This is a genomic window from Streptococcus tangpeifui, from assembly GCF_044503215.1.
GTDB classification, from domain to species: domain Bacteria; phylum Bacillota; class Bacilli; order Lactobacillales; family Streptococcaceae; genus Streptococcus; species Streptococcus tangpeifui.
Genome location: NZ_CP172427.1, coordinates 149,653 through 175,016, shown reverse-complemented (window position 1 = coordinate 175,016; position 25,364 = coordinate 149,653). Strand labels below are relative to the sequence as shown.

Sequence of the window (25,364 nt, the reverse complement as noted above, 5' to 3'; positions counted from 1 at the left end):
CTATCAATTTCTTCGAAATACTGATTTCTTATACGTAATCTTCAAAGATTACAATGTTTTGCGGGTGAGAGCGAAGCCAGCATGGCTGTTTGTCTCATTCTCTTAGCTTTTCTGCTTTGGCCTTATGGCAACAGGAAAGCCAGCCAGCAGTGGTTCATTGGCACTAAAAGCAGCCAATGAACTTGCAGGGAGCAAGACTCAGTTGGTGTAGCCAATAAGTCTTGCTCCCAACCACTGTACCAAGAGTTTATTCCCAAAAAGGAAGACTGGACAAGTTTTGCCCAGTCTCTAGATATTCTAATAAACTTATTCAACACTCATCAAGTATGGATAAACTGGCTGGTCACCCCGGTGAACTTCAACCTCAATATCTTCATAACTAGTTTTTAAGTTCTCCGCCAATTTATTAACAACTTCTTCTTGACCATCTTGACCGATATAGACAGCGATAATTTCACTGTCTTCATCAATCATTTTATCAAGAGTTGTAAGCAGGGCTACTTCCATATCAGGATTAGAAACAACAATCTTACCATCAACCATGCCCAAGATATCATCCTTGTGGATGTCCAGACCATCAATACTAGTATCACGAACAGCCAAAGTCACACTACCACTGACAACATCAGCTAGACTGGCTGACATGGCAGCTGCATTCTCTTCTAAAGAATTGTCAGAATTAAAGGCTAGAAGACTGGTTAAACCTTGGGGAATCGTTCGACTTTCAATAACAGCTGCAGGAATATCAACCACCTCAACTGCGGACTGGGCTGCCATAAAAATATTTTTATTATTCGGTAAGATGATAACATTTTTGACATTGAGAGACTCAATAGTCTTAACGATATCTTCAGTCGATGGGTTCATAGTTTGCCCCCCTGAGATGATAGCGTCAACACCTTGAGATTTAAAAATCTCCGCCAAACCATCACCAGCTACAACAGCAATCAAACCAAATTCTTTTGCAGGAACTTCCGGCGCGACCTCTTGACCGGCCTCTTTTTCCAACTGAGCTTCATGTTGTCCTCGCATATTGTCAACCTTGACCTTAACCAAGGCACCATACTTTAAGCCTTCTTGCATAACTAAACCAGGATCTTCAGTATGGACATGAACCTTGACGATTTCATCATCATTAACAACTAGGAGGGAATCCCCAAGTTCATTGAGATAATTACGAAAAGCATCATAATCAAACTCCTTAACGTAAGTAGGTCCCTTACGGAGAGCCACCATGATTTCAGTACAATAACCGTACTTGATATCCTCAGTCGCCACATGACCCGCGACCGATTTATGGTGCTCTGCATTAATCATTTCGCTCATGTTAGCTGGTGTAGCTCGAAACTCTTCCGAAGCAATGTAGTCCCCCGTCAAAGCGGACAGGAAGCCTTCATAAATAAAGACCAAACCTTGACCACCAGAGTCTACTACACCGACCTCTTTCAAAACCGGTAACATATCTGGTGTCTTAGCCAAGGCCGCCCTAGCACCATCAAGGGCTGCTCGCATGACCTCTACAGCATCATTAGTTGTTTCCGCCTTTTTCAGAGCTGCGGTAGCCGCTCCACGTGAGACAGTCAAAATTGTCCCTTCGACAGGCTTCATCACTGCCTTATAGGCAACTTCTACCCCTGATTGAAAGGCTTCTGCCAGAGCTTTACCATCTAACTCTTCCTTATCTTTGATAGCTTGGCTAAATCCACGGAACAGTTGCGAGGTAATGACACCAGAATTTCCGCGTGCTCCCATCAAGAGACCCTTAGACAAAATCTGACCGACTTGACCAACAGTTGAAGCTGGTTGATCAGCAACTGCCTTCGCTCCATTTTCAATGGTCATCCCCATATTGGTTCCTGTATCACCATCAGGAACTGGAAAAACATTCAAAGAATTAACATATTCTGCTTGATTTCCAAGACGAGTCGCAGCCGCCTGCACCATTTCTTGAAATAAGCTCGTTGTAATATTTGGCACTAATCTTCTCCTACAACTTTAATATTTTGAATATAGACATTAACAACATTGGCATGAATACCAAGTTGATTTTCTAGATTAAACTTCACGCGTTCTTGAATATTCTTAGAAACTTCACTGATTTTAACACCGTAACTCATCACCGTGTAAACATCCACAGTAATACCATCTTCCATCGATTTAACAACAACACCCTTAGAATAGTTTTCTTTACGTAGCAATGCTTGAAAATTATCTTTGATGGCACTCTTACTAGCCATCCCGACTACCCCAAAAATTTCTGTCGCTGAACCTCCGACAACCGTCGCAATAACATCATCAGATAATTCAATCTGACCATCTTTCGTATTAATTTTTACAGTCATCCTCTTACCTCACAAGTTTTTATCATCTTATTCTATCATAAACACCGACTAAAGTACAAAGATACAAGGGAAGGATCTTAAGCACCAAAGCACTTGGTAATTAACTCCGTTACTGGAGATGAATTGACTACTTCTTTTGCTAACTTTAATTAATGAGTATTATTGCTCCCTTAGCTTCCATATCACAAGAACTCCAATTTTAAAAAAGAAAAATTTACCTAAGTATTAAAGCATTTAATCATCATGCCAATTAATAAAGAAAAATCATCTCTTCTCAGGTGTCATCCTCCCAAAAATTAACTAAAATACCTCTATACTGAAAATAAAAAGAACAACAAAAAAGAGCCCTTGGGCTCCTCATTAAACACGTTCCACTTTCCCTGATTTAAGGGCACGAGCTGAAGCCCAAACTTTTTTAGGCTTACCATCGACAAGGATAGTAACTTTTTGCAAGTTTGGCTTGACAACACGTTTAGTTTTGTTCATTGCATGCGAACGGTTATTGGCTGATTTTGTTTTACGGCCTGTGAAATAACATACTTTTGCCATTGATCTGTTTTCCTCCTACTTAGTCTAAGGGTGAATCCACCACATACCGTAGTATTGTAGCAAAATTCAAGCCATTTGACAATAGAAACTTCAATTATTTTTATCGCTTGTACTTCATCATCAGAGTACTATAATGATTATCAATAGGAAGTGGGTGAATTTGATGAATGCAATAACCAAAAATGCCGGAGCTGCTCTAGGAGAAGCCTTAGCAGAAGGGGCTGTCATTGTCCCAAATGTTATTTTTGCAGGTTTATTATACCAGCATTATGGTCAATACCGTTTCCTGCTTCCTTTCGTATTATTATACTCATTTGAAAAAGCTGGAACCTTTGCTTTGCAAGGTTTTGGGGAATTAAAAAATCCATATAAAGTTTTAAGATACAGCCTTTTGCTAACACTCTTAGGATGTTGCTCGTGTCTATTGGGCGAGATTCATTTTATATTTTGGGAAGCAGGAGCCATTTTAATAGGATTGGGACTGTCTAACTATAACGCTCTCTTTAAAACAATCAAAAGTCTTTTAAAAAAAGAAAATAAGTGGGAAGGGAAAGGATCCTTGGTTAAGGGCTATCTTATCTTAGGAATCACGATTGTTTTACTCTTATATCTCCGTCATACTGCTATAACGCTGGTATTTGCTCTTTGGTTACTCCCTTTAGGTGTGTTATATATATTTATCTACCAGCTTGAACAAGGACAAGAAACACAGATAGGATCTTCTTTTTCCGGAAAAAGAAGATCTTTGCTATATTTCTTACCGGCCATTTGTATGCTGCTGCTTTCCTTTTTTACAAGATTATTAAAACAAACAGCAGATGCCCATTATATTTTGGACATAGGTTTTGCTTTGTGCTTATTTCTGATTGTCGGACTGTCTATTAGCCCTTTACGTTTCTCTTTACCGACTGTATCTACCATGTGGTTTGGTGCCGCAAGAAATTTCATAGTCATTTACAGCCTTATCTACTTTATAGCTATTAACAAACTCTATATGGTTGGACTTTCTTATATCATGCTTGTTTTAGGTTTGCTTTTATCAATGATGATAAGAAGGAAGCTTAAGGAGGTCGTAGATGATCAACATTTATTGGCTTTCTCACTCATCAGCAGTATTATAAGCTTCCTACTTCTCCTACCGTCCGCGACTTACCTCATTGGAGTCCTGCTAAGCTGTACTTTTATTGCTACTGGCAATCACTTAATCCTGCAAAAATATACCAAAGATGAAACTTTACCATTTTTAGAAAGAAGAATTAAACGTTCTCAATATTATGGACTCGGTGCTATTATCCAACAAGTCTTTTCATTGTCAACCCTCACAGTAGTATCTTGGATTAAAGATCACAATTCAGCCTTGAGTGTCTACGCACTTTCTAGTGATATCAGCAATATAGCAGAGAGCTTTTTTTATACAAAATTAATTTGCTTAGCCTCCATTGGACTAGTGGGTATCATTGTGGCAAAATGGGCTTTAAAACCTACAAATTGATACTAACTCAAAAATAGAAACTAAAATTTTAAAATACTTTAAGTATTTATACAAACCTAAAGTATTTTAAAGACACTCATCTTTAACCACAGCCTTCAGACCTGTAACCTACACGCTACAAACGCCTCTATCAACTCAACTAACAGCGATCTCACTCTGCTAATTTGTCAATCTTATTTTTTTGAAAATAAAGAAAGCCCGCTATACACGGACTTTCTTTATTATAAACTTAGCACAATTACAATTAAGCTTTACCTTCTGAACCAAATACGTCGATACGTTCTTCAACAGCTTCTGTGATAGCTTCGAAACCAGGTTTCAAGAATTTACGTGGGTCGAAGAGTTTCTTCTTCATGTATTCAGCTTCGTTAGCATCAAATTCATGAACAAATTCACGAGTTGCTTTACAGAAGGCCAATTGACATTCAGTGTTTACATTTACCTTAGCCACACCAAGCTTGATAGCAGCTTGAATTTGATCGTCAGGAATACCTGAACCACCGTGCAATACGATTGGGAAATTAGGGACAGCCGCAACCAATTTTTCAAGGTGATCAAGGTGAAGACCCTTCCAGTTTTCAGGATAAGGACCGTGGATATTACCAATACCTGCAGCCAGGAAGTCTACACCAGTAGCAACCATTGCCTTAGCATCTTCGATTGGTGCCAACTCACCATCACCGATAATTCCGTCTTCTTCACCACCGATAGTACCAACTTCGGCTTCGACAGAAACACCCTTAGCATGTGCTTTTTCAACAACAACTTTAGCTTTTTCAAGGTTTTCTTCAATTGGAAGGTGTGAACCATCAAACATAACTGAAGTGTAACCTACTTCGATACATTCCAATGCATCTTCATAGTGACCATGGTCAAGATGAATAGCAACTGGCACAGTAATTCCCATTGATTCTACAAGATTTTCAATAAGATTCTTACATACCTTGTAACCACCCATGTATTTAGCAGCACCCATAGAAGTTTGAATAAGAACAGGAGCTTGTTTAGCTTCTGCGGCACGCAAAATTGCTTGAGTCCATTCAAGGTTGTTTGTGTTAAATCCACCAACTGCATAACCATTGTCACGAGCTGCTTGGACAAATTTTTCTGCTGAAACGATTGCCATTATAAAGGCCTCCTATTTATTTTTCGGGTTAACCCGTTTACAACGTTAATTCTAGCACAAATTGGTCTAAAAAACTAGCCTTAATCAGTTCTGGAAGCGTTTTCTCAAACTTGTATAAAATAAAAAAGAACCAACCTCAGGTGATTCTTACCATGCGGAAAGAGGGACTTGAACCCTCACAGCCTAAAGCGGCCACAGGATCCTTAGTCCTGCGCGTCTGCCAATTCCGCCATTTCCGCTACTGTTACAACAGAACTTATTATATCAAGGGAGGTTTTTCTTGTCAATAATATTTTTCAATTTTTTCAGAAGCTCTTCAAAATAGAACATTAAAAGCGATAAGAAAACCCCAGCCAAAGGCTAGAGTCTTCTTCAAATAGCTTTACTTTTTATTTAGCATTTTCAACCGCTGCTGTAACAAAGGCCGTATAAAGTTCTTCAGCACGATTAGGACGACTCTGCAATTCTGGGTGATACTGAGCTGCTACGAAAAATTTCTTATCAGGCAGTTCCACCACTTCCATCAAGCGGTTATCTGGCGATACCCCAGAAAAAACAAAACCAGCTGCCTCAAAATCTTCCCGATACTTCGTGTTAAATTCATAACGGTGGCGATGACGACGCTGTACAACCTCTTGATTATCGTAAGCCGCAGCTGCCTTAGAACCTGGTTTTAATTTACATGGATAGAGACCCAAACGTAAGGTTCCTCCCATATCTTCCACATCAACCTGATCTCTCATCAGGTCAATCACTGGATAAGAGGTATTAGGATCCAGCTCTGATGAATTTGCCCCTTCCATATTGAGGACATGGCGGGCAAACTCAACACAGGTCAGCTGCATGCCCAGACAGATACCCAGCATAGGGACATCATTTTCCCGAGCATAGCGGATAGTTTGAATTTTACCTTCGGTACCGCGCTGCCCAAAGCCACCTGGCACAATAATCCCGTCGACATCTCCTAGCAGGTCTGCCACATTTTCAGCCGTAACATCATTGGCATTGACCCACTTGAGATCAATAGCTGAGTCATTGACATAACCAGAGTGCTTAAGCGCTTCAACAACAGATAAGTAAGCATCTGGCAATTCGACATACTTTCCAACTAAGGCAATCCGAGTAGTTTTCTTAAGGTTAAGAACCTTATCAACCATAGCTGACCATTCGCTCATATCTGCTTTAGGAACATCCAATTTCAAGTGGTCACAGACAATTTGATCCATACCCTGGGCCTGCATATTAAGAGGCACTTGGTAGATATGGTCAACATCCAAAGATTCAATAACAGCTTCTGGAGCGACATCACAGAATTGCGCTAATTTATTTTTCACCCCTTGGGTAGCTGGTTGTTCGGTCCGAATAACCAACATATTTGGCTGAATTCCGAGGCCACGCAATTCTTTAACAGAGTGCTGGGTTGGCTTGGTCTTCATTTCTCCAGCTGCCTTCAGATAAGGCAAAAGGGTCGTGTGGATATACATAACATTATCTGACCCCACATCAGCCTTCATCTGGCGCAAAGCTTCTAGGAAAGGCAAACTTTCGATATCCCCAACGGTACCACCAACTTCGGTGATGATGACATCAGAATCTGTGGTAGTAGCTGCCCGCTTAATTTTTTCTTTAAGGGCATCGGTAATATGAGGAATAACCTGAACTGTTGCTCCTAGATACTCACCCTTACGCTCTTTACGAAGGACTTCACTGTAAATTTTACCAGTCGTAACATTAGAATACTTGTTGAGGTTAATGTCGATGAAACGTTCGTAGTGACCGAGATCCAGATCAGTTTCAGCCCCATCATCAGTGACATAAACTTCCCCGTGTTGGTAAGGACTCATAGTTCCAGGATCAATATTGATGTAAGGATCAAACTTCTGAATGGTCACCTTGAGACCACGATTTTTCAACAGACGCCCCAGACTAGCTGCAACAATCCCTTTACCAATAGAAGAAACCACACCGCCGGTAACAAAAATGTACTTTGTCATACAAACTCCTTCAACTCTACGATTCAGGCCGAAACTTATGTCAAAAGTCTCAGCTAATAAAACAACACAACAAGAGTGACAGTACTTTGACTTATTTGGACAAGCCAAGCTCCCGAAAAAGTTCAAAATACCCAACCATTCAAAAATCAATTAGGCGGGGCTAGACCCTGCCACAATTAAAGAGCTTTTGAAAAATAAAAATAGCCCCCTATTCAAGTAGGGAGCTCTCCGACCTCTAAAAGAGGTGCCCGATAATTAGTATAGATTATCTAAACTTGTTTGTCAATTGGAAAATCAGTCGTTTTCGACATCATCGTCGTCATCATCGTCGTCCGACTCATTCAAATCAACGGCATCTTCATCACTAACTTCATCGTCTGGGATAATTTCATTAATTTCAGAATCGTAAGACTCAACTTCTGATTTTTCATCATCAGGATTTTCATCATCATATTCGGCATCCGTTGGCGTGAAGGTATCTTCATCTTCCGGATCATCATCATTGTAATCAATAGCATCTTCATCGCCATCCATGAAGGCATTAACCCGTTTGCGCTTACGTTTTGGAGCATTTTCCCCATTTTCTTCCAGGGTAATAACTTCTTCATCAATTTCATCAATGGCATACCAAGACCGTAAGCCCCAACGATTTTCACCAAGCGGAATAAAACTACCGTCAGTGTTCAAATCTGAATAGAAAAATGGAAGGGCTTGACGAATGTCCGCATCTGATTTTTCTAAATAATTTTGAATTTCATTAACCAAATCGCTAAAGTACATTTCATGGTCACGTCCGCGTGATTCCAAAATTGCACGAGCAACTTCAATCATTGACAATTCACTTTTTTCTTGTCCAGCAAATACTTCTAATTCCAAGATCTACTCCTTATATGTAAGATACAAAGTCGCTAAGCACTTCGAAGAAAATGAAAGCCCCGATGGTGACTAAACACCTAATAAGGCACGCCTATTCTCAGAGAAGTGTAGGTGTGTGTTCAATTGAACAGTCTCAAATGCACTAAAATGATTGCCTAGCCCCCTGACAACTCTCGATAAAACAGTATCACTGTCCGTTTTATCTCTATATCGAAATGAAACAAAGCTAGTCAAAATTATTAAAATGACTCGCTACAAGGATTGCTAGGCAATCTTTTCATCCGTTCTATCCTCTCAGAAAGCATACAAATTCACTTCTATCATTATCTGAATAACGTCAGCACTTATTATTTTACGCTAAAATTTAACTTTTGTCTATTACTAATTTTTAAAATCACTATCCTTCTTTTAAGGATAAGTCACGAGTATACCAAGCATAGCTTAGAGAAACTACCAAACAACGTTTAAGGTGAGATAAAAAATTGACCGCCAAATGGCAGTCAATCTTACCTATTAATCTAGGCTTATTTAATGCTTGCTGAGCTTGTGACAGCTTCGATAGCTTTCTTCATCGTAATATCATGCTTGAGCATGTCAGTTGAAAGAAGGGAACGCACTTGGTCAGCTGGCATATTGTATTCAGCAGCCAAATCCGTAACTTCTTTTTCAATTTCTTCATCAGTCGCATCGAATCCTTCTGCAGCTGCGATTGCTTCAATAACAAGATTAGTACGGACGCGTTTGTCAGCATCAGCTTCGTATTGTTTGTGAAGGTCTTCTTCACTTGTACCTGTCAGCTGATAGTACATTTCAGGAGAGATCCCTTGACGCTGCATATTACTCAAGAACTCATTCATGGCACGGTGAACCTCATCGTGAACCATTTCTTCTGGCAATTCAACGATTTCAGCATTTTCTACTGCTTTTTCGATTGCAGCGCCTTCAACAGCATCATCATAGGCAATTTCTTTAGCAGCTTCCAATTCTTTGCGGTATTTAGCCTTCAATTCATCAAGTGTTTCAACTTCTTCATCGATATCTTTAGCTAATTCATCATCAAGTTCTGGAACTTCTTTAGACTTAACTTCATGAACTTTTGTTGCAAAAACTGCATCTTTACCAGCCAAATCTTCAGCTTGGTAATCAGCTGGGAAAGTCACCTTAACTTCAACATCATCACCAGCCTTAGCACCAACTAATTGTTCTTCAAAGCCCGGAATGAATTGGCCTGAACCAAGCTCAAGCGAGAAGTTATCGCCCTTTCCGCCATCAAATTCTACGCCATCAACAGTTCCGACAAAATCGATTACAACAGTATCGCCATTTTCAGCCGCACCATCCTTGATAGTCAACTCTGCCAAATTATTGCGTTCACGCTCAATCTTGTCATCAACTTCTTGGTCAGAAACTTCCTTGCTTTCATCCACAGAAACTTCAAGGTTCTTGTAGTCCCCTAATTTAACTTCTGGCTTAGTAACAACTTCTGCCTTGATAGCCCAGTCTTGGCCTTTTTCCATTGAATCAACATCAATTTTTGGTTGGGCAACCACATCGAGGCCGCTCTCTGCAACAGCAGCTTCATAAGCGGCTGGTAAAATAGTATTTAACGCATCTTCATAAAGAGCTTCTTCGCCAAATTTTTGATTGAAGACTGCACGTGGCAAATGTCCCTTGCGGAAACCAGGAACGTTCAAATCTTTTTTTACTTTATTGAAGGCTGTGTCAAGGGCTGGTTGGATTTGTTCTTGACTGATTGTAAATGTAAGCACGCCACGATTTACAGCCGTGTTTTCAAATGATACAGACATCTTATTCTCCTTAAAAATCGTAATACACTTTAGTCTATCATAAATCAAGGCTTTTTGAAAGTTTTTTATAGACAGCAATATGAATAAAGCCTGCTAACTCTCTAATTTTTTGCTACACTAGAAAAACGAAAGGATGTTTATATGTCAATTTTAATCAAATATTGGGAGTCCCTCCACTTAGAAGATATGGCTGTCAACCTATTATCCAAAGCTGTATCATTATTACTTCTAATCATCGCCTTCCTTATTGGTAAACAAGTGGCTAACTGGGCTTTTAACAAATTTTTTTCTCATTCTCCGCGGCTTTTGGGGCAATCGGAAGGGCGGCGCAAAACCTTAATTAAGCTTTTCCATAATATCATGGACTATCTGCTCTATTTTCTCTTAATCTATTGGATTTTAGCCATCATAGGCCTACCAGTTTCCAGTCTATTGGCCGGGGCGGGAATTGCAGGTTTAGCTATTGGTCTTGGAGCTCAAGGATTTTTATCAGATTTAGTCAACGGTTTTTTCATCCTGATAGAGCGGCAATTTGATGTTGGGGATTCCGTTGTTGTAGGTACCGTTTCAGGAACTGTTTCCAGCATCGGCATTCATACGACTGAAATTCGTGGCTTTGATGGTACCCTTCATTTTATTCCCAATCGCCAAATTCTTTTAGTTAGTAACAAATCCAGAGGTGACATCCGAGCACGGATTGAAATTCCAATCTATGCGACAACAAATCTGGATCGAGTGACCCAAATTATCAAAAAGGTCAATGCTGAAGAAATTCCAAATACGCCTGAAATGGTGGGGGTGCCATCCATCTTAGGCCCTCGAAATTCCGTTAACGGCCAATTTGTATTTCGCGTGGATATTTTTGTTCAAAATGGACAAGAGGAAAATGTCTATTCCAAATTTTTCCGACTCTACCAAGAGGCTCTACTCAAAGAAAATATCAGCCTGCCAACACCAAACACTCATATCCTTCCAACACAAACAAAGAGTTGACCGAAGTCCAACTCTTTTTATATTAGCCTTAATAATAAATTTAGCTCTTGCGAATAGGGTCTGATTTGTACTTAGCCCTAGCCCCTCCAATTAATTTAGGGCGACTAGCCAGAGCCGTTACATGAGCGCTTCCGAGCTCACGTTGCAAGGGTATCAAAGGAACCTGCACCCGCTTAACATGCATCCCGATAAAGGTATCACCAATATCCAAACCAGCATGAGCGGTAACTTTTTCAACCTCAACCGGACTCTCCATATAGTCAAAAGCAGCCAATTGACCGCTCCCTCCTGCATGAAGACTAGGAAGGACATTGACAATTTCTAAGTCCTTGCTTTCTGCAACTGCTTCTTCTATGACCAAAGCTCGATTGAGATGCTCGCAGCCCTGAACAGCTAGGTGGACACCTTTGGCCTTGGTTTCTTCCAGAATGGTTTTAACAATAACTTGGCCAACCTCTAAGCTAGATTTTTTCCCAATCAGCCCCCCGACTACCTCGCTGGAAGATAAGCCTAAGACAAAAATTTGTCCTTTTTTAATAGCCGAACGTTCCAAAATATCTCTGATAATGTTTCGCGTTTCCTTTTCCAAAACCTGCAAATCCATAACATCCTCACTTTCTCGGAAACACCTTGTCAAAGGCTCTATAAAAACTAGCTCCAAGAGCCAAGCCCAAGGTATTCTGACAAAAATTTCCCCAGATACTAGCCAGGGCTGCTCCCCAGCCAAAACCTAAAATTAGGGTCGCCAGAATATAGATAGTAATCATAATAAGACCGGCTAGTATGACCCCGAGAGCGCGGCGAGACCCCTTCCAGCCTGCAAAATAGCCTTGCATCCCATGAGCAATGAGGCTGAAAATCATATACTGGGGATACCCTAAAAGAAAATCTAAAAGGAAAGCCGACAAACCGCCAACGATAGCTCCCGAACGGCTGCCCAAGTAGAATGCCGTGAAAAAAATCCCCGTATCAATCAAGGTCAAAAATCCTGTCGGAGTAGGAATAGTGATAAAACCAAGCGCCAAACTGAGGGCTGTTAAAATAGCTAATAAGGTTAATTGACTAGTCTTTTTGCTTCCCATAAGCTTGTACCACCCCATAATCATCTGAATGTAAAATCGCTTGATAAACAAAGGACTTAGCTGTTTTAACCGCCTCGAGGGGTTCTTTCTCCAAAACCAACTGGCTGGCAATACCAGAAGCAAAAGTGCAACCAGCCCCAACATTGTTCTTCTCAGACAAAGGCCCGCTCAATACTTCCAGTCTTTCTCCATCATAGAAAATATCCAAAGCACAGTCCGCTCCTAAGCGGTTGCCGCCTTTGATAACAACAGCCTTAGCACCCAAGGCATACAATTTTTTAGCTGCCACTTTCATATCTTCAAGTTCTTTGATGGAGAGGCCTGTGAGAATTTCTGCTTCTGCTAAATTTGGTGTTACAATAGATACATCAGGCAAAAATTTCAAAAGCTCATCTCTCAGAGCACTGACGGCCACATCGTGCTTTTCCTTACAAACTAAAACAGGATCCAGAACAATGGGAAGACCGACCTGCGACCTGACAAAAGATAGGGCAGCCTCAGCAATTTCAGCATTAGGCAAAAGACCTAGTTTAATCCCAGCAAAATCAACCTTTTGCAGACTATTCAGCTGGGCTTGAAAGACCTTTGGATCTGTCGCAAAGACCTGAAAACCATTGTTTGTCATAGCTGTTAGACAGGTCACCGCCAAGAATCCCCGAAGACCATTGAGGGTATAGGTCGTCAAGTCAGCATAAAGCCCACCACCACTATAAATATCATTTCCCGAAATAGCTAAAATGTTAGTCATCATAGATAATCTCCTTCAAATAAAGGCCATTGCCTGCTGCTGTCGGACCTGCTAGATTTCTATCCTTGGTCGCCAAGATTGTCTTAATCTGGCTGACCGACATGCGTCCATTGCCAATTTTCAAAAGGGTCCCTACCATATTGCGCACCTGTTTATAAAGGAAACCATTGCCTGAAAAGGTAAAAATCAAAAAGCCGGTTTTGCTGTCCCGCTCGACCTTAGCCTCAGTAATAGTACGAACCTTATTTTGTACCGAACTCCCAGAAGCTGTAAAGCCGGTAAAGTCATGGGTACCAATCAAATCAGCCATCGCTTCCTGCATAGCCCCTAGATCCACTGCATAGGGAAAAGGAGTGGCATAGGCCCGCATCATGGGATTCTTAGGCCGACCAGTATCCACTAGAAATTCATAGGTCTTGCTGTGAGGAGTGTAGCGGGCGTGAAAATCATCCGAAACCTGCTGAACACTAACGACATCAATATCCTCAGGCGATTGAGTATCCAGACCAAAGCGTAATTTCTCCTCATCACGGACTTGAGATAAATCAAAATGAATAACTTGACCATAGGCATGAACACCGCTGTCAGTCCGACCAGCTCCATGTACTTTGACTGGTCTTCCACTATTTAACCGCTCTAAGGTTTTTTCTAATTCTTCTTGGACCGAACGCTCCTTAGTCTGGCGTTGAAAGCCAGCAAAAAGAGTCCCATCGTAGGAAATAACTGCCTTATATCTTACCATGGCCCTATTTTAACACGATAAGTTAGGCTTGCCTAGGGAAAAGGAGAGAAACTGTCCCCAGACAGATTTAAGCTGAGACAGTCAACTAGCACAGCTATTTATAGTAATTGTATTAAACCCACGGCAGATTTAAACTGTTTGATGTAAATCAGAGCAACTCCTTTAACAGAATCCTAAAACGCGAAATTGGGGCGTTTTATCTGGATTACCTTGCTTTGTTCTATTTTTTCAATCCACTATAAAAGTTCTCTTTCCATAAAAAAGAGCAGACCTATAAAATCTACTCTTTCATCATAAGTTTATTCACCATCAAAGGCATCTTTGACCTTATCAAAGAATCCCTTTTTCTTAGGCTGAATACTGCCTTCACCACTGGCTGCTGCCAAGGCAAGCAAGGCCTCTTTTTGCCCATCATTAAGCTTAGTCGGGGTGACAACATTAATCGTCACATGCTGATCTCCCTGACCACCGCCACGCAAGCGAGGAGCTCCCTTGCCTCTGAGACGGAAAGTTTTACCTGTTTGAGTTCCTTCGGGAATCGTCATCTCAACATCGCCGTGGACAGTTGGCACTTCTACAGTATCACCCAGAGCGGCCTGAGCAAAGCTAATATTGAGCGTGTAGTAGATGGTTGAACCATCCCGCTCAAATTGCTTACTTGGTAAAACATTGATAATAACGAAGAGATCACCATAAGGACCGCCATTAAAACCAGCTTCACCCTGACCTTGCAAACGGATTTGTTGGCCCGTTTCGACACCAGCAGGAACTTTAACAGAAACCTTATGAGATTTCTTTTCATGACCAGTACCTTGACAAGTGCTACATGGCTCCTTGATTTCCTTACCGGTACCGTGACAGACATCACAGGTAACCTGACGGCGCATCATACCAAGAGGTGTCTGAGTGTCAACATTAATAACCCCTTGACCATGACAGCGACTGCAGGTCACTGGGCTGGTTCCAGGCTTAGCTCCTGAACCATGACAGGTGTGACATTCCGCTTCGCGGTTATAGGTAACATCCTTCTCAGCCCCAAAAATTGCTTCTTCAAATTTCAGGTTCAAACGATATTGCAGATCATCACCTTGACGCGGTGCATTGGGATTACGACTGCTTCCGCCACCGCCAAAGAAGCTAGAAAAAATATCTTCGAAGCCACCAAAGCCTGCACTGTCAAAGCCGCTGAAACCACCGCCAAAACCTGCATTGGCACCATCAGGTCCATACTGATCATAAGCAGCCCGTTTTTGCTCATCGCCTAAAGTTTCATAAGCCTCTTGAATATCCTTATATTTTTGCTCAGCACCTGGATCCTTGTTGATGTCAGGATGGTATTTCTTGGACATTTTCCGATAGGCTTTTTTGATTTCGTCCTGACTGGCGTTCTTTGACACCCCCAGACGATCGTAATATTCTTGATTGTTCATATTTAAGATACCAACCCCGTAAAAAGTAAAGTGAAAATAGTAAATCGGCTGAAAATGCTTATTTTCTAGACGATCTATCCCTTTTACACAACTTTTAGGGCGGGTTCAATTCCTTTCTATAAAGGTTTTTCTGTGGACAAACTCCTAAGAGATCCCCAAAAATAGAAAGCCGTCCGACAATACTTGTATCCTAGGAAAATCTATATTTTTGGCACAATCCCTAGCCCGTGCTCAGTTACGAACACTCTTACTTTCTATATGTTTAAAAGGTTATTTTTGATCATTTTCTGATGTAGTGCGACTGGATCGCTTATTTTTGAACCCAAAGGTTTCAAAAATCCCCTCATAACAAGCTAAAGCTACTGTTACTCTCACCACGGCAAAAATTATCAGCTGTGCAGTCTTCGACCGCTTTTGTTGCTGACGCTATTACCCAAAAACAGAGGCTGGTTTGCAACCTCTGCAGTTGGTTTTATAGTACAATTGCTATCTCGCTTTCACATCTCCAAGCTCAGAATAAAACAGTCCAGTGAACCACTGCTTATTTCTAGCTTCTGGCTCGCAGGCTAAAACAATCCCCCGAATCTGCCTTGCTCTCGAATTTCTAAGCTCGAGATAAAACAGTCCTTCGAACCTGAACCCTTCGCTTCTAGTTTCTAAGCTCAGGGGCTAAAAACCTTCCCCGAAGGTTTTTACTTCTCAGTAAACTCACCATCTACGACGTCATCGTCACCTTTATCTGATGATCCAGCATCAGCTGCGCCTTCAGTTCCACCAGCGGCTTGTTGAGCTGCGGCAGCTTGTTCGTACATTTTAACAGCTAAGGCTTGGGCTTTTTCGTTAAGGGTTTCCAGCTTAGCTTTCATATCGTCCAAGTTGTTGTCTTCTTGAGCTTTCTTAAGATCATCAAGAGCTGATTGAGCAGCATCACGTTCAGTGTCAAAGCCTTTACCTTCGGTTTCTTTGATAGTCTTTTCTGTTGCAAAGATAGCTTGGTCAACTTCATTTTTGAGGTCAACTTCTTCTTTACGCTTAGCATCAGCATCAGCATTAGCTTCCGCATCTTTCATCATACGTTCAATTTCTTCTTCAGAAAGACCGTCATTTGACTTGATAACGATGTGTTGTTCTTTTTGCGTACCGAGGTCTTTAGCCTTAACAGATACGATACCGTTCTTGTCAATATCAAATGTTACTTCGATTTGTGGCACACCACGAGGAGCAGCTGGAATATCTGTCAATTGGAAGCGTCCCAAAGTCTTGTTGTCCGCTGCCATTGGGCGTTCACCTTGAAGAACGTGGATATCAACGGCCGGTTGGTTATCTGCCGCAGTTGAGAAGACTTGTGATTTAGAGGTTGGGATAGTTGTGTTGCGGTCAATCAACTTCGTGAAGACACCGCCCATGGTTTCGATACCAAGTGACAATGGGGTCACATCAAGAAGTACGACGTCTTTGACATCACCAGTGATAACACCACCTTGAATAGCAGCACCCATAGCTACGACTTCATCAGGGTTCACAGATTTGTTTGGTTCTTTACCTGTTTCAGCTTTAACCGCTTCAACAACTGCTGGGATACGCGTTGAGCCACCAACCAAGATAACTTCATCAATTTCTGACAGGCTCAAATCAGCATCAGACAAAGCTTGACGAACAGGGGTCTTGGTACGTTCAACCAGATCGCGAGTCAAATCATCAAATTTAGCACGTGTTAATGAGACTTCCAAGTGGAGCGGTCCAGCATCACCGGCAGTGATGAAAGGCAGGCTGATTTGTGTTTGGGTGACACCTGACAAGTCCTTCTTAGCTTTTTCAGCAGCATCTTTCAAACGTTGCAGAGCCATCTTGTCAGTTGACAGGTCAATGCCGTTTTCTTTCTTGAATTCATCAACCAAGTAGTCAATAATCTTTTGGTCGAAATCGTCACCACCTAGTTTATTATCACCAGCAGTAGCCAATACATCGAAGACACCATCGCCCAATTCAAGGATAGAGACATCAAAAGTACCACCACCAAGGTCAAACACTAAGATTTTTTCATCTTTATCTTGTTTATCAAGACCATAAGCAAGAGCTGCTGCGGTTGGTTCGTTGACGATACGTTCGACTTCAAGACCCGCGATTTTACCAGCATCTTTCGTTGCCTGACGTTGGGCATCGTTGAAGTAAGCAGGGACTGTAATAACAGCTTTTTCAACTTTTTCACCAAGATAATCTTCAGCATAACCCTTAATGTATTGCAGAATCATTGCTGAAATTTCTTGAGGAGTATATTCTTTACCATTAGCAGAAACTTTTTCAGAAGTCCCCATCTTAGATTTAATAGAGATAACCGTATCTGGGTTAGTCACCGCTTGACGTTTAGCCGCATCACCGACAATGATTTCTCCGTTTTTAAATGAGACAACAGAAGGAGTTGTACGATTACCTTCTGGGTTAGCGATAATTTTACTTTCAGTTCCTTCAAGAACGGCAACTGCTGAGTTTGTTGTTCCTAAGTCAATACCAATAATTTTAGACATAGTATAAGATACCAAGAACGTTGAAATAGTCCGGTGGACTTTTCAATCGGGAGAGGGAGGAAGCATCGCTTTCTTCCTCTAGCGACTGACAACAACGTTCAATTCCTTTCATTTTCCTCTTTTTTAATTATAAGTTTTTTTGATATTTTTCTTAAGTGGTGGGGACGCTAGCAAACCTTCGGTTTCATGGCTAATTTTTGAGCCTAAAGTCTCAAAAATCCCCTGTCAGATAACCCGACTTGTTATCTGACTATCACCACGGCGAAAAATATCGCTTTGGGCAAGCCTTTGGCTTGCTTCTTTCTTTGTTGCGAGTAGTTTACTGTCATTTCGGACAAGTTTATTTTTATTAGCTATCATCATTGCATAGTTACAACGTGAGATAGCAAAATCGATACCATTTTGCTATCGAGCTAGTAAGGAGTCTAGGCAATCCGCCATAGTGGTTGCCGTATAATGGTGAGGCGTTTTAATGCCCATCATTATTGACTAGTTATATACCACCACCATGGCTGGCCGAAGCAGGCGATCATGCAGTTTGTAGCCCTTTTGGAAAACTTCTGCAATGCTGTCTGCTGGGTGCTCATCATCAGCCGGTAAGGTTTGAACAGCCATGTGAAGGTTGTGATCAAAGCTTTCGACTGTTACTTCTTCCACGCCTTCTTCTTTGAGAGCTTGGATCAGGCTTTCTTGTACCATTTCCAAGCCTTTCTTCACATCATCACTCAAGCCTTCAACCGCCAAAGCACGCTCTAAGTTATCCAGGCTAGGTAAAATTGCCTTAGCGAGATCCTGTGAACGATACTTTTGCAGCTGCTGACGCTCTTCATTGGCACGTCGCTGAATATTTTGCATCTCCGCGTGAGCCCGTAAGAATTTATTTTCAAAATCCTCAGCTTTCTCTAAAGCTGCTTCCAATTCTGTTTTTTCAGTAGTTTCCTCAGGGGCCGCTTCTGTTTGCAACTTGTCTTCCGTTTCAGAAGCCTGAGTCTCTTCGGTCACTTCCTCTTTTTTAATATCTTCTGACATAATGCCTCCTTCATTAAATGTTATTAATTGACTTCATAATGATTGCTACTAAGGTAACGATAGAAATCAGCTGATTTCATAGTCAAAACTCGACTGACAATTCCTAATAGACTGAATGCTCGTTGGTAATCAATCGTCACGGGTCCAAATAGACTTAAACTGCCGAAACCTCGGTAAGGAATGAGAAATTTATAGGACAGCTGTGTTAAAGAAATCAAACCGGCTTGGTTCTCATCTGCCAGACGAATGGCATAAGGTTTATCTTCTTGAAGCAACTGACGAATTTCCAAAGCTAATTCTTGGGTCTTGTCAAAGAAACGGTAGATCTGATCATCAGAAAACTTGAGGAGATTCTCCTTGCCAGCTAAAAACGGCTTTTCAACAAACATTTCCTTAAAAATATGCTCAAATAATTCTAAGACATTGTCTGTTGTCTTAAAATAGCGCTGAACAATCTGCGGAATCTCGGTTCGAATCCGATAATGGATCTCCATGACTGTTTGTCCCAAAAACCGCTCACGCACTAAACCGCTTAAAGTAACTAAGTCTTCATCAAGAAAATTCTTAGGAATAGCAAACTGACTGGTGACCGTATTGGAATCATCAAAGGTCATGACAGCTAGAGCATCGTGATGACTGAGCTTGACAATATCAAAAGCACTCAAGCGTTGATTGCTTGGTTCAACATCTAAAGCAACTGCTGTGCACCCTGTCAACTCTGCTAAAAGATCGCTGGCCTTTTGCAACAAATCTTCCAGTTTAAAAAATTCAAAATCAAAACCTTTGATAACTTGATAAGCATCAGCTTCATCAATCCTCTCAAAATTTAAGAGATGACTAACATAATACTGAAAACCTTGACGACTTGGCAAGCGACCACTAGATGTGTGCGCCTTTTCCAAGAGGCCAATTTTTTCTAAGGCAGCCATATCATTACGGATGGTGGCACTACTAGAAGCAATATAATTTTGTAAAACCTTGGATCCGACAGGTTCGTGTGTCTGCGTGAACAGCTCAACCACAATGGATAAAATGTCATTTTGCCGCTGGGTAATCATCACGGACCTCCAATCCAAAAGTTTATTAGCACTCTTAAACTAAGTCTGCTAATTTATGTTTCTATTATACCGCTCTAAAACCAACTGTCAAGAGAAAAGCACAAAAAATTAGCACTCTTTTTTAAAGAGTGCTAATTCGGCTGTCCTTATAAAAAATAAATGCTAACTATCATACTGAGTAAGATTTTTTTCCCGAATAATCGTAATAAGCTTATTAGCATAGTCAGGATCTGCATTGACTCCTGCTTTTTGCAGAGCCTGAGCTGCCGTAACATACTCTTCAGTTGTGGCTAGGATAGTGTAAAGCTGCTTTCCCCACATACCCGAAGAGATAGCTTCAAGATAAGCCGTCAAACTATCCTGCCAGTTGGTATAAATAGCATAAGGTTGTTTAACCGTCTGCCACTGACCGTTTTCATAAGACTGAGTGGTTAAAACAATCTTAGCCTGCCCAGGCTGAGCTAAGGTACCTGTGAAATTATGATAGCGCACAGCCAGTAAGTTAGAGCCATAATTGGATGACTGAGCCGCCTGAGCAATAATTATAGAAGCTTTAACGCCATAGGCTTTTGATAACTTCTGGGCTACCGGAGCAACCTCTTTAATGAAGGAAGCTTCTGTATAAGAAGTGCTAACCTTAGTATTGGCAGCCTTTGTTTTCATGTTAAACAGGAGAGGCAGAAGAATAAGGGCTAAAACAAGCCCAAAAACGATCATGAAAGGCCGAAACTTGAGCCTTGATTGCATATTATTCCATCCTCCTATCCTAATTCTTCAATAAGGCCACATACTCTTCCAAGCTCAGATTATGCTCGGTCATATATTTGGCTGACTCCTTACCAACATAGCGGAAATGCCAGTCCTCATAATCAACCCCAGTCGAATTGCTCTTCCCCTTTTCAAAACGAAGAACAAAGCCATAATCCGGCGCAATCTTTTTCAGTTGCTCTACAACGCTAGGGTCGCTTTCGTTGAGGCTGTCAACCGTACTCATATCAATTGCTAATCCTGTTTGGTGCTCACTAGCTCCGGCTGGCTGGGAATAGGTTTTAACCTTTTCCTCAGCTTGGTCTTGACTCAAACTAGGGTCGCTAGCCATCTCCTGCTTAACATAGGAGTCAAAGAGTTCCTGTTGATATTCGACACTGCGGTAACCTGAAATCAGATGCTCACTGCTATCAATCTTTTGTGCAGCTGCCAAAAATTCTTTGACCTTGTCCGCAATCCGCGAATCCACTTTGATATTATCAATAACCGTCAAATCAGGATTAAGTTCCTTAGTAATCTTGTCACGATTAACCACAATTAACTGCCAATCATCTGCTGAAACATCAGGCAGATCCGAGCTCAATTCAACTTTCTTAGTTTTTTTGACCTTAGCCAACTGACTGGCTCCTGTTTGATTTGACCGAGAGGCCAATTTATCATGCAGGAAGGCAAAACTAAAAATGACGACTAATCCTAAAATAACAACGATAAAAAAGTTGCGACTAGACTTTTTCATGGTTCTCCTTTGCTAAAATTTCTCGACCTTTTTGTCGATAAGTCATGTCTCCGATCGCTTCAATATGGAATGTACCAGACTCATAAGTTACCTGACAGACGCTACCGTTATCGAGAGCTAAACTCCTTGGAAGACTGGAATCAATCAAGCCCATTAAAGTACCAATAGTCATCCCGTGACTGACCACGATCGCATCACCACCACCTCGGCTCTCAACTTCTTTAGCAATGTCAGTAAAACCAGATAGAATTCGATCTCGCAGAATTTCCCAAGGTTCAGCCCAACCAGCTGTATCAACTGCTAGAATAGCATCAGCCATATCTTGGTAGGTCATTTCTTCAACTGGCTTATCGAAAACCCTTGGCACGACCCCGTTAAAGAGTTCCGCATCATAACCACCGTCAAGGCTGCCGAAGCACCATTCACGAATTCGCTTATCTCGCTTATAAGGAATGTCACTCTGCCCCATTTCTCGTAAAATAATTTCCATAGTCTGCAAGGTCCGACCGCTATCACTAGAATAGGCAGCAACAAAATTTAGACCTGCTGCCTTTAAGCCTAGGCCAAGTTCCTGAATCCCCCGCTCACCTTCTTTAGTCAGTGGCGTATCAGACCAACCTTGAGCCCGCCCAATAGTGTTAAACATAGTTTTACCATGGCGGGCAATAAATAAGCGTGTTTTTGTCATAAGGCCCTTCTCCTTGATTTTCTTTCTATTATAACAAATTTAAGGAAATAAAAATAGCTGATAAATAAGACGCTAATGACAATAATGAAAAACGTAGGACGCTTATTATTCATAAATATTAGTGAACAGTTTCTGGCGTTAGCCCTATTGCTAAACAGGCGACGATGGCAGAGATATCATGGTTCCAGTAATAATTAACTCCATGATAATACGGAAAGACAATCCGTTTTTTATTAGTTTGCCAGACTGATGCTCTTATTGAAGATAGAGATAACCTAAGCGAGACAGAGATTTGTCCACTCAATCTGACCGACTCAGGCAGGATTTTTCGATATAACGTCTGCATAAACTCTGCCTTCAGTAATAAAGAAGCGCGCTTTCCTCTTTATCAAAATAAGGTTGGCAATAAAAAATTTGATAACTCAAATCATCAACAGTAAACAGTACAAATCGTACTTGGTCAAGTTTGGTTTTTCAAAGAATATAAGTACCATTAGTTTTACCACCAATCAGTATCTTAAAATGAGAGTAGAAAAAAAATCCCCACCAAGATTGGTGAGGAAGCAAATGCTAATTTTTAAAACTGTGAATTGGAGCGGGGATTTGTCCGCCGCGGGCAATGAAATCTGCCGATGACTTTTTATTGACTGACATGACTGGAGCAGAGCCAAGGAGACCGCCAAACTCGATGGTGTCTCCCTCTTTGCCTTTAGGAATCAGGCGAACAGCAGTTGTTTTCATATTGATAACACCGATAGCAGCTTCGTCAGCAATCATAGCAGCAATGGTTTCGGCTGAAGTATCTTCTGGAATAGCAATCATATCCAGACCAACCGAACAGATGGCTGTCATAGCTTCTAACTTTTCCAGATTAAGCGAACCAGCCTCCACTGCAGCAATCATACCTTCATCCTCAGATACTGGAATAAAGGCGCCAGACAGACCCCCAACCTGATTGCAGGCCATCACTCCGCCCTTTTTGACCTGATCATTGAGAAGGGCTAGGGCTGCTGTTGTCCCATGGGTACCGACAGTCTCAAGTCCCATTTCCTCCAGAACCCGAGCCACCGAATCTCCTACCGCTGGCGTTGGAGCCAAGGAGAGATCAACAATACCGAATTTAACTCCCAGTCTCTCACTAGCCAAGCTGCCGACCAGCTGACCAATGCGGGTAATCTTAAAGGCCGTCTTCTTAACAGTTTCAGCCACAACATCAAAAGACTGACCCCGGACCTTTTCTAAGGCTCGCTTAACGACCCCCGGACCAGAAACACCGACATTGATGACGACATCAGCCTCACCAACCCCATGGAAAGCTCCAGACATAAAGGGATTATCCTCAACCGCATTGGCAAAAACTACCAGCTTAGCCGGCCCCATCTCGGACAGCTGAGCGGTTTCCTTGATAATCCGCCCCATATCCCCAACAGCCGTCATATTGATACCCGATTTGGTCGAGCCAATATTGACAGAGGAGCAGACAAAGTCAGTCTCAGCCAAAGCTCTGGGAATGGATTTGATGAGAATGTCATCGCCTTTTTGATAACCTTTTTGTACCAAGGCTGAGAAACCGCCGATAAAATTGATACCAATTTCCTTAGCGGCTTTGTCCATAGCTTTAGCTAGAGGGACATAGTCGGTCGCATCCGTTGCTGCCCCAATGATAGCAATCGGTGTAACTGAGACCCGCTTATTGACAATAGGAATCCCCAATTCTGCCGAGATCTCATCACCAACCGCAACTAATCTAGCGGCCTTGTCGACAATTTTACGATAAACTTTATCAGCTGCCCGATTGATGTCGGAATCAATACAGTCAAGAAGCGATATGCCCATAGTGATGGTGCGAACATCAAAGTTCTGCTCCTCAATCATGGCAATGGTTTCTGTAACCTGTTGAATATCCATGGAAATCTCCTTTACAACTTGTGCATAGCATCAAAAATAGCCGAGCTTTGAATATTAATCTTAACACCCAGACTATCCCCCAATTTTTCCAGTTCCGAGCGAAGGAAGGTGAAATCCTTTTTCTCAGGAGAGGACACTACCGTCATCATAGTGAAATACTCATCCAAAATGGTTTGGGTAATATCATCAATATTGAGTCCCAATTCAGCGATTTTGGCAGAAACTCCTGCCACAATCCCTTGGCTATCTTTACCAACAACTGTAATAATTGCTTTCATGTTTCTTCCTCTTTTTCTTGGTATTGTTAGTATTTTAGCACATATCTGGAAATTCTTTCAAAAATTATTAGAAGTATCACTGTAAATCCGAACTTTCCTAAAACATAAAGAGCCAGCAAAGTCCGACTCTCTAATTTCTTTCACTTTCTGCTAAACTAGCCTTTACTCGCTCAATAAAGGCTTCTATAATGGGAGTTTTTTTGCGTTTATTATTGGTCACGAGACCTAAGGTATGGACTGGACTATCTGCCAGCGGAATAAGGACTATTTGCTCTTTGATAAATCCATTGACAATTCCTAAACCCGAAGCGTAAGCGTCTGAGGCCGTCAGCAAGTTCATAACTGTCCCTCGGTCATTACTGTACATAATAGTTTGATTATCCAAAACCTCTAAAGTATCCTCATCAAAATTCAAGCCGGACTTTTCCTGACGGAAACGCACCTGAGGATACCCCTCCAAATCAGCTTTGGTCAGAACTTTTCTATCTGCCAAGGGATGGCCCTTCCGCAGAAAAATTCGCGTTGGAAATTCCCCCAAGGAGGTAAAACTTAAATCCTGATTAACCAAAGATTTTTCCAGAATAGGACGATTATCAGCATCCAGATAAATAATCCCTAGGTCGCTTTCAAATTTATCAACACTTCTGAGAATCTTCTTGGTAGTCGTCTCAATCAGCTGAAATTCCTGATAGTCAGCCTCAAATGTTTGAACAATCTCAGTTAAGGGCAGGAAGAGAAAATCATAATGGTGGGAAGCTACCGTGAAACCCTTGCGAAATTTCTGCTGATAACGCTTCTCCAATAAGTCCAGCTCCCCAATAATCCGTTTGGCATACTTGATGAAATCATTCCCATCATCAGTCAATCTGGCACCCGTATTGGAGCGGACAAAGAGCTGCACACCCAGTTCCGCTTCTAAATCCTTGATAGAAGCGGATAGGTTGGGCTGGGTAACATACAGCTTTTTCGCAGCTTGGCTAAAAGAACCTGTTTCTGCAATTGCCTCAACATAACGACACTGTTGAAAATTCAATACAGGTCACTCCCTTCTTTTGAAAAACTTGCTCCTATTATAGCAGAGCTAGATTCAATTAGAAGGGAAATAGCCATAGGAAAATTTAATCAACTCTTTAGTTTTTTTTATACAAATTTCGCCAGAGAAAAAGCACCCGAACGGATTCGAATGCTTTCT

The 25,364-nt window shown here is 41.5% G+C and carries 23 protein-coding genes and 1 tRNA gene; 2 read left to right on the top strand and 22 right to left on the bottom strand.

What is annotated here, in order from left to right:
- Nucleotides 1–306: 306 nt before the first annotated feature.
- From ACFSN5_RS00970 to rpmB, 3 genes are all read right to left on the bottom strand, one after another.
- On the bottom strand, nt 307–1,977 hold the full coding sequence (locus ACFSN5_RS00970; RefSeq protein WP_165329439.1) for a DAK2 domain-containing protein: 1,671 nt from the start codon (nt 1,975–1,977) through the stop codon (nt 307–309).
- Nucleotides 1,977–2,342, bottom strand: coding sequence for an Asp23/Gls24 family envelope stress response protein (locus ACFSN5_RS00965; RefSeq protein ID WP_004229225.1), 366 nt, complete (start codon nt 2,340–2,342; stop codon nt 1,977–1,979). The genes ACFSN5_RS00970 and ACFSN5_RS00965 overlap by 1 nt, the downstream gene beginning before the upstream one ends.
- Nucleotides 2,343–2,702: 360 nt before the next feature.
- On the bottom strand, nt 2,703–2,891 hold the full coding sequence (rpmB, locus tag ACFSN5_RS00960) for a 50S ribosomal protein L28 (RefSeq protein WP_165212339.1): 189 nt from the start codon (nt 2,889–2,891) through the stop codon (nt 2,703–2,705).
- 163 nt (nt 2,892–3,054) lie between these two features.
- Here rpmB and ACFSN5_RS00955 point away from each other — a divergent pair, with 163 nt between their 5' ends.
- A complete protein-coding gene (locus ACFSN5_RS00955) occupies nt 3,055–4,383 on the top strand; it encodes a hypothetical protein (RefSeq protein WP_165212478.1) in 1,329 nt (442 codons plus the stop codon).
- Nucleotides 4,384–4,627: 244 nt separating this feature from the next.
- Here the strand turns inward: ACFSN5_RS00955 and ACFSN5_RS00950 are convergent, their stop codons facing one another.
- The 5 genes from ACFSN5_RS00950 to tig all read right to left on the bottom strand — a co-directional run bounded on the left by ACFSN5_RS00950 (nt 4,628) and on the right by tig (nt 10,187).
- Nucleotides 4,628–5,509 carry a class II fructose-bisphosphate aldolase gene (locus ACFSN5_RS00950; RefSeq protein WP_004229704.1) on the bottom strand — a complete coding sequence of 294 codons (882 nt, stop codon included), beginning with the start codon at nt 5,507–5,509 and terminating at the stop codon, nt 4,628–4,630.
- Between the two features lie 153 nt (nt 5,510–5,662).
- Nucleotides 5,663–5,748, bottom strand: a tRNA-Leu gene (locus ACFSN5_RS00945).
- A 150-nt stretch (nt 5,749–5,898) separates the two neighbouring features.
- Entirely contained in the window at nt 5,899–7,503 is a 1,605-nt protein-coding gene (locus tag ACFSN5_RS00940) for a CTP synthase (RefSeq protein WP_165329440.1), read from the bottom strand.
- A gap of 294 nt (nt 7,504–7,797) precedes the next feature.
- The gene (gene rpoE / locus ACFSN5_RS00935) at nt 7,798–8,379 is read right to left on the bottom strand and encodes a DNA-directed RNA polymerase subunit delta (protein WP_165329441.1); all 582 of its coding nucleotides are present in this window, start codon (nt 8,377–8,379) and stop codon (nt 7,798–7,800) included.
- A gap of 524 nt (nt 8,380–8,903) precedes the next feature.
- Nucleotides 8,904–10,187: a trigger factor gene (gene tig, locus ACFSN5_RS00930; RefSeq protein ID WP_165212343.1), complete on the bottom strand. Its 1,284-nt coding sequence runs from the start codon at nt 10,185–10,187 to the stop codon at nt 8,904–8,906.
- Nucleotides 10,188–10,328: 141 nt separating this feature from the next.
- Here tig and ACFSN5_RS00925 point away from each other — a divergent pair, with 141 nt between their 5' ends.
- On the top strand, nt 10,329–11,180 hold the full coding sequence (locus tag ACFSN5_RS00925; RefSeq protein WP_165212345.1) for a mechanosensitive ion channel family protein: 852 nt from the start codon (nt 10,329–10,331) through the stop codon (nt 11,178–11,180).
- 40 nt (nt 11,181–11,220) lie between these two features.
- Here ACFSN5_RS00925 and ACFSN5_RS00920 read toward each other — a convergent pair whose 3' ends face one another.
- From ACFSN5_RS00920 to ACFSN5_RS00855, 14 genes are all read right to left on the bottom strand, one after another.
- On the bottom strand, nt 11,221–11,784 hold the full coding sequence (locus tag ACFSN5_RS00920) for a TIGR01440 family protein (protein WP_165212347.1): 564 nt from the start codon (nt 11,782–11,784) through the stop codon (nt 11,221–11,223).
- 7 nt (nt 11,785–11,791) lie between these two features.
- Nucleotides 11,792–12,262, bottom strand: coding sequence for an ECF transporter S component (locus ACFSN5_RS00915; protein ID WP_165212349.1), 471 nt, complete (start codon nt 12,260–12,262; stop codon nt 11,792–11,794).
- Complete coding sequence (locus ACFSN5_RS00910) at nt 12,243–13,013, bottom strand: bifunctional hydroxymethylpyrimidine kinase/phosphomethylpyrimidine kinase (RefSeq protein ID WP_165212351.1); 771 nt, start codon at nt 13,011–13,013, stop codon at nt 12,243–12,245. Before ACFSN5_RS00910 ends, ACFSN5_RS00915 begins: the two co-directional genes overlap by 20 nt.
- A complete protein-coding gene (gene truA, locus ACFSN5_RS00905) occupies nt 13,003–13,752 on the bottom strand; it encodes a tRNA pseudouridine(38-40) synthase TruA (protein ID WP_165212353.1) in 750 nt (249 codons plus the stop codon). The genes ACFSN5_RS00910 and truA overlap by 11 nt, the downstream gene beginning before the upstream one ends.
- Before the next feature lie 299 nt (nt 13,753–14,051).
- A complete protein-coding gene (dnaJ, locus tag ACFSN5_RS00900; protein ID WP_165212355.1) occupies nt 14,052–15,182 on the bottom strand; it encodes a molecular chaperone DnaJ in 1,131 nt (376 codons plus the stop codon).
- A gap of 692 nt (nt 15,183–15,874) precedes the next feature.
- The gene (gene dnaK, locus ACFSN5_RS00895) at nt 15,875–17,707 is read right to left on the bottom strand and encodes a molecular chaperone DnaK (protein ID WP_004226779.1); all 1,833 of its coding nucleotides are present in this window, start codon (nt 17,705–17,707) and stop codon (nt 15,875–15,877) included.
- 489 nt (nt 17,708–18,196) lie between these two features.
- Complete coding sequence (gene grpE, locus ACFSN5_RS00890; protein ID WP_165212357.1) at nt 18,197–18,736, bottom strand: nucleotide exchange factor GrpE; 540 nt, start codon at nt 18,734–18,736, stop codon at nt 18,197–18,199.
- Between the two features lie 23 nt (nt 18,737–18,759).
- Nucleotides 18,760–19,794 (bottom strand): heat-inducible transcriptional repressor HrcA, encoded by a 1,035-nt coding sequence (gene hrcA / locus ACFSN5_RS00885; protein ID WP_165212359.1) that lies wholly within the window; start codon nt 19,792–19,794, stop codon nt 18,760–18,762.
- Between the two features lie 162 nt (nt 19,795–19,956).
- Nucleotides 19,957–20,541 carry a glycoside hydrolase family 73 protein gene (locus ACFSN5_RS00880; RefSeq protein ID WP_165212361.1) on the bottom strand — a complete coding sequence of 195 codons (585 nt, stop codon included), beginning with the start codon at nt 20,539–20,541 and terminating at the stop codon, nt 19,957–19,959.
- A 19-nt stretch (nt 20,542–20,560) separates the two neighbouring features.
- The gene (locus tag ACFSN5_RS00875; RefSeq protein ID WP_165212363.1) at nt 20,561–21,298 is read right to left on the bottom strand and encodes a M15 family metallopeptidase; all 738 of its coding nucleotides are present in this window, start codon (nt 21,296–21,298) and stop codon (nt 20,561–20,563) included.
- Nucleotides 21,285–21,986 (bottom strand): histidine phosphatase family protein, encoded by a 702-nt coding sequence (locus ACFSN5_RS00870; RefSeq protein ID WP_165212365.1) that lies wholly within the window; start codon nt 21,984–21,986, stop codon nt 21,285–21,287. Before ACFSN5_RS00870 ends, ACFSN5_RS00875 begins: the two co-directional genes overlap by 14 nt.
- A gap of 570 nt (nt 21,987–22,556) precedes the next feature.
- Complete coding sequence (locus tag ACFSN5_RS00865; protein ID WP_165212367.1) at nt 22,557–23,894, bottom strand: PFL family protein; 1,338 nt, start codon at nt 23,892–23,894, stop codon at nt 22,557–22,559.
- A gap of 11 nt (nt 23,895–23,905) precedes the next feature.
- Entirely contained in the window at nt 23,906–24,172 is a 267-nt protein-coding gene (locus ACFSN5_RS00860) for an ACT domain-containing protein (protein WP_165212369.1), read from the bottom strand.
- A 130-nt stretch (nt 24,173–24,302) separates the two neighbouring features.
- Nucleotides 24,303–25,205 (bottom strand): LysR family transcriptional regulator, encoded by a 903-nt coding sequence (locus ACFSN5_RS00855; RefSeq protein WP_165212371.1) that lies wholly within the window; start codon nt 25,203–25,205, stop codon nt 24,303–24,305.
- Between the last annotated feature and the right edge of the window lie 159 nt (nt 25,206–25,364).

Excerpts from the sequence above, each read along its gene's own strand:
- ACFSN5_RS00965 (WP_004229225.1), bottom strand. The coding sequence starts at position 2,342 with ATGACTGTAAAAATTAATACGAAAGATGGTCAGATTGAATTATCTGAT.
- rpmB (WP_165212339.1), bottom strand. The coding sequence starts at position 2,891 with ATGGCAAAAGTATGTTATTTCACAGGCCGTAAAACAAAATCAGCCAAT.
- ACFSN5_RS00955 (WP_165212478.1), top strand. The coding sequence starts at position 3,055 with ATGAATGCAATAACCAAAAATGCCGGAGCTGCTCTAGGAGAAGCCTTA.
- ACFSN5_RS00950 (WP_004229704.1), bottom strand. The coding sequence starts at position 5,509 with ATGGCAATCGTTTCAGCAGAAAAATTTGTCCAAGCAGCTCGTGACAAT.
- ACFSN5_RS00940 (WP_165329440.1), bottom strand. The coding sequence starts at position 7,503 with ATGACAAAGTACATTTTTGTTACCGGCGGTGTGGTTTCTTCTATTGGT.
- tig (WP_165212343.1), bottom strand. The coding sequence starts at position 10,187 with ATGTCTGTATCATTTGAAAACACGGCTGTAAATCGTGGCGTGCTTACA.
- ACFSN5_RS00925 (WP_165212345.1), top strand. The coding sequence starts at position 10,329 with ATGTCAATTTTAATCAAATATTGGGAGTCCCTCCACTTAGAAGATATG.
- ACFSN5_RS00920 (WP_165212347.1), bottom strand. The coding sequence starts at position 11,784 with ATGGATTTGCAGGTTTTGGAAAAGGAAACGCGAAACATTATCAGAGAT.
- ACFSN5_RS00915 (WP_165212349.1), bottom strand. The coding sequence starts at position 12,262 with ATGGGAAGCAAAAAGACTAGTCAATTAACCTTATTAGCTATTTTAACA.
- ACFSN5_RS00910 (WP_165212351.1), bottom strand. The coding sequence starts at position 13,013 with ATGATGACTAACATTTTAGCTATTTCGGGAAATGATATTTATAGTGGT.
- truA (WP_165212353.1), bottom strand. The coding sequence starts at position 13,752 with ATGGTAAGATATAAGGCAGTTATTTCCTACGATGGGACTCTTTTTGCT.
- dnaJ (WP_165212355.1), bottom strand. The coding sequence starts at position 15,182 with ATGAACAATCAAGAATATTACGATCGTCTGGGGGTGTCAAAGAACGCC.
- dnaK (WP_004226779.1), bottom strand. The coding sequence starts at position 17,707 with ATGTCTAAAATTATTGGTATTGACTTAGGAACAACAAACTCAGCAGTT.
- grpE (WP_165212357.1), bottom strand. The coding sequence starts at position 18,736 with ATGTCAGAAGATATTAAAAAAGAGGAAGTGACCGAAGAGACTCAGGCT.
- hrcA (WP_165212359.1), bottom strand. The coding sequence starts at position 19,794 with ATGATTACCCAGCGGCAAAATGACATTTTATCCATTGTGGTTGAGCTG.
- ACFSN5_RS00880 (WP_165212361.1), bottom strand. The coding sequence starts at position 20,541 with ATGCAATCAAGGCTCAAGTTTCGGCCTTTCATGATCGTTTTTGGGCTT.
- ACFSN5_RS00875 (WP_165212363.1), bottom strand. The coding sequence starts at position 21,298 with ATGAAAAAGTCTAGTCGCAACTTTTTTATCGTTGTTATTTTAGGATTA.
- ACFSN5_RS00870 (WP_165212365.1), bottom strand. The coding sequence starts at position 21,986 with ATGACAAAAACACGCTTATTTATTGCCCGCCATGGTAAAACTATGTTT.
- ACFSN5_RS00865 (WP_165212367.1), bottom strand. The coding sequence starts at position 23,894 with ATGGATATTCAACAGGTTACAGAAACCATTGCCATGATTGAGGAGCAG.
- ACFSN5_RS00860 (WP_165212369.1), bottom strand. The coding sequence starts at position 24,172 with ATGAAAGCAATTATTACAGTTGTTGGTAAAGATAGCCAAGGGATTGTG.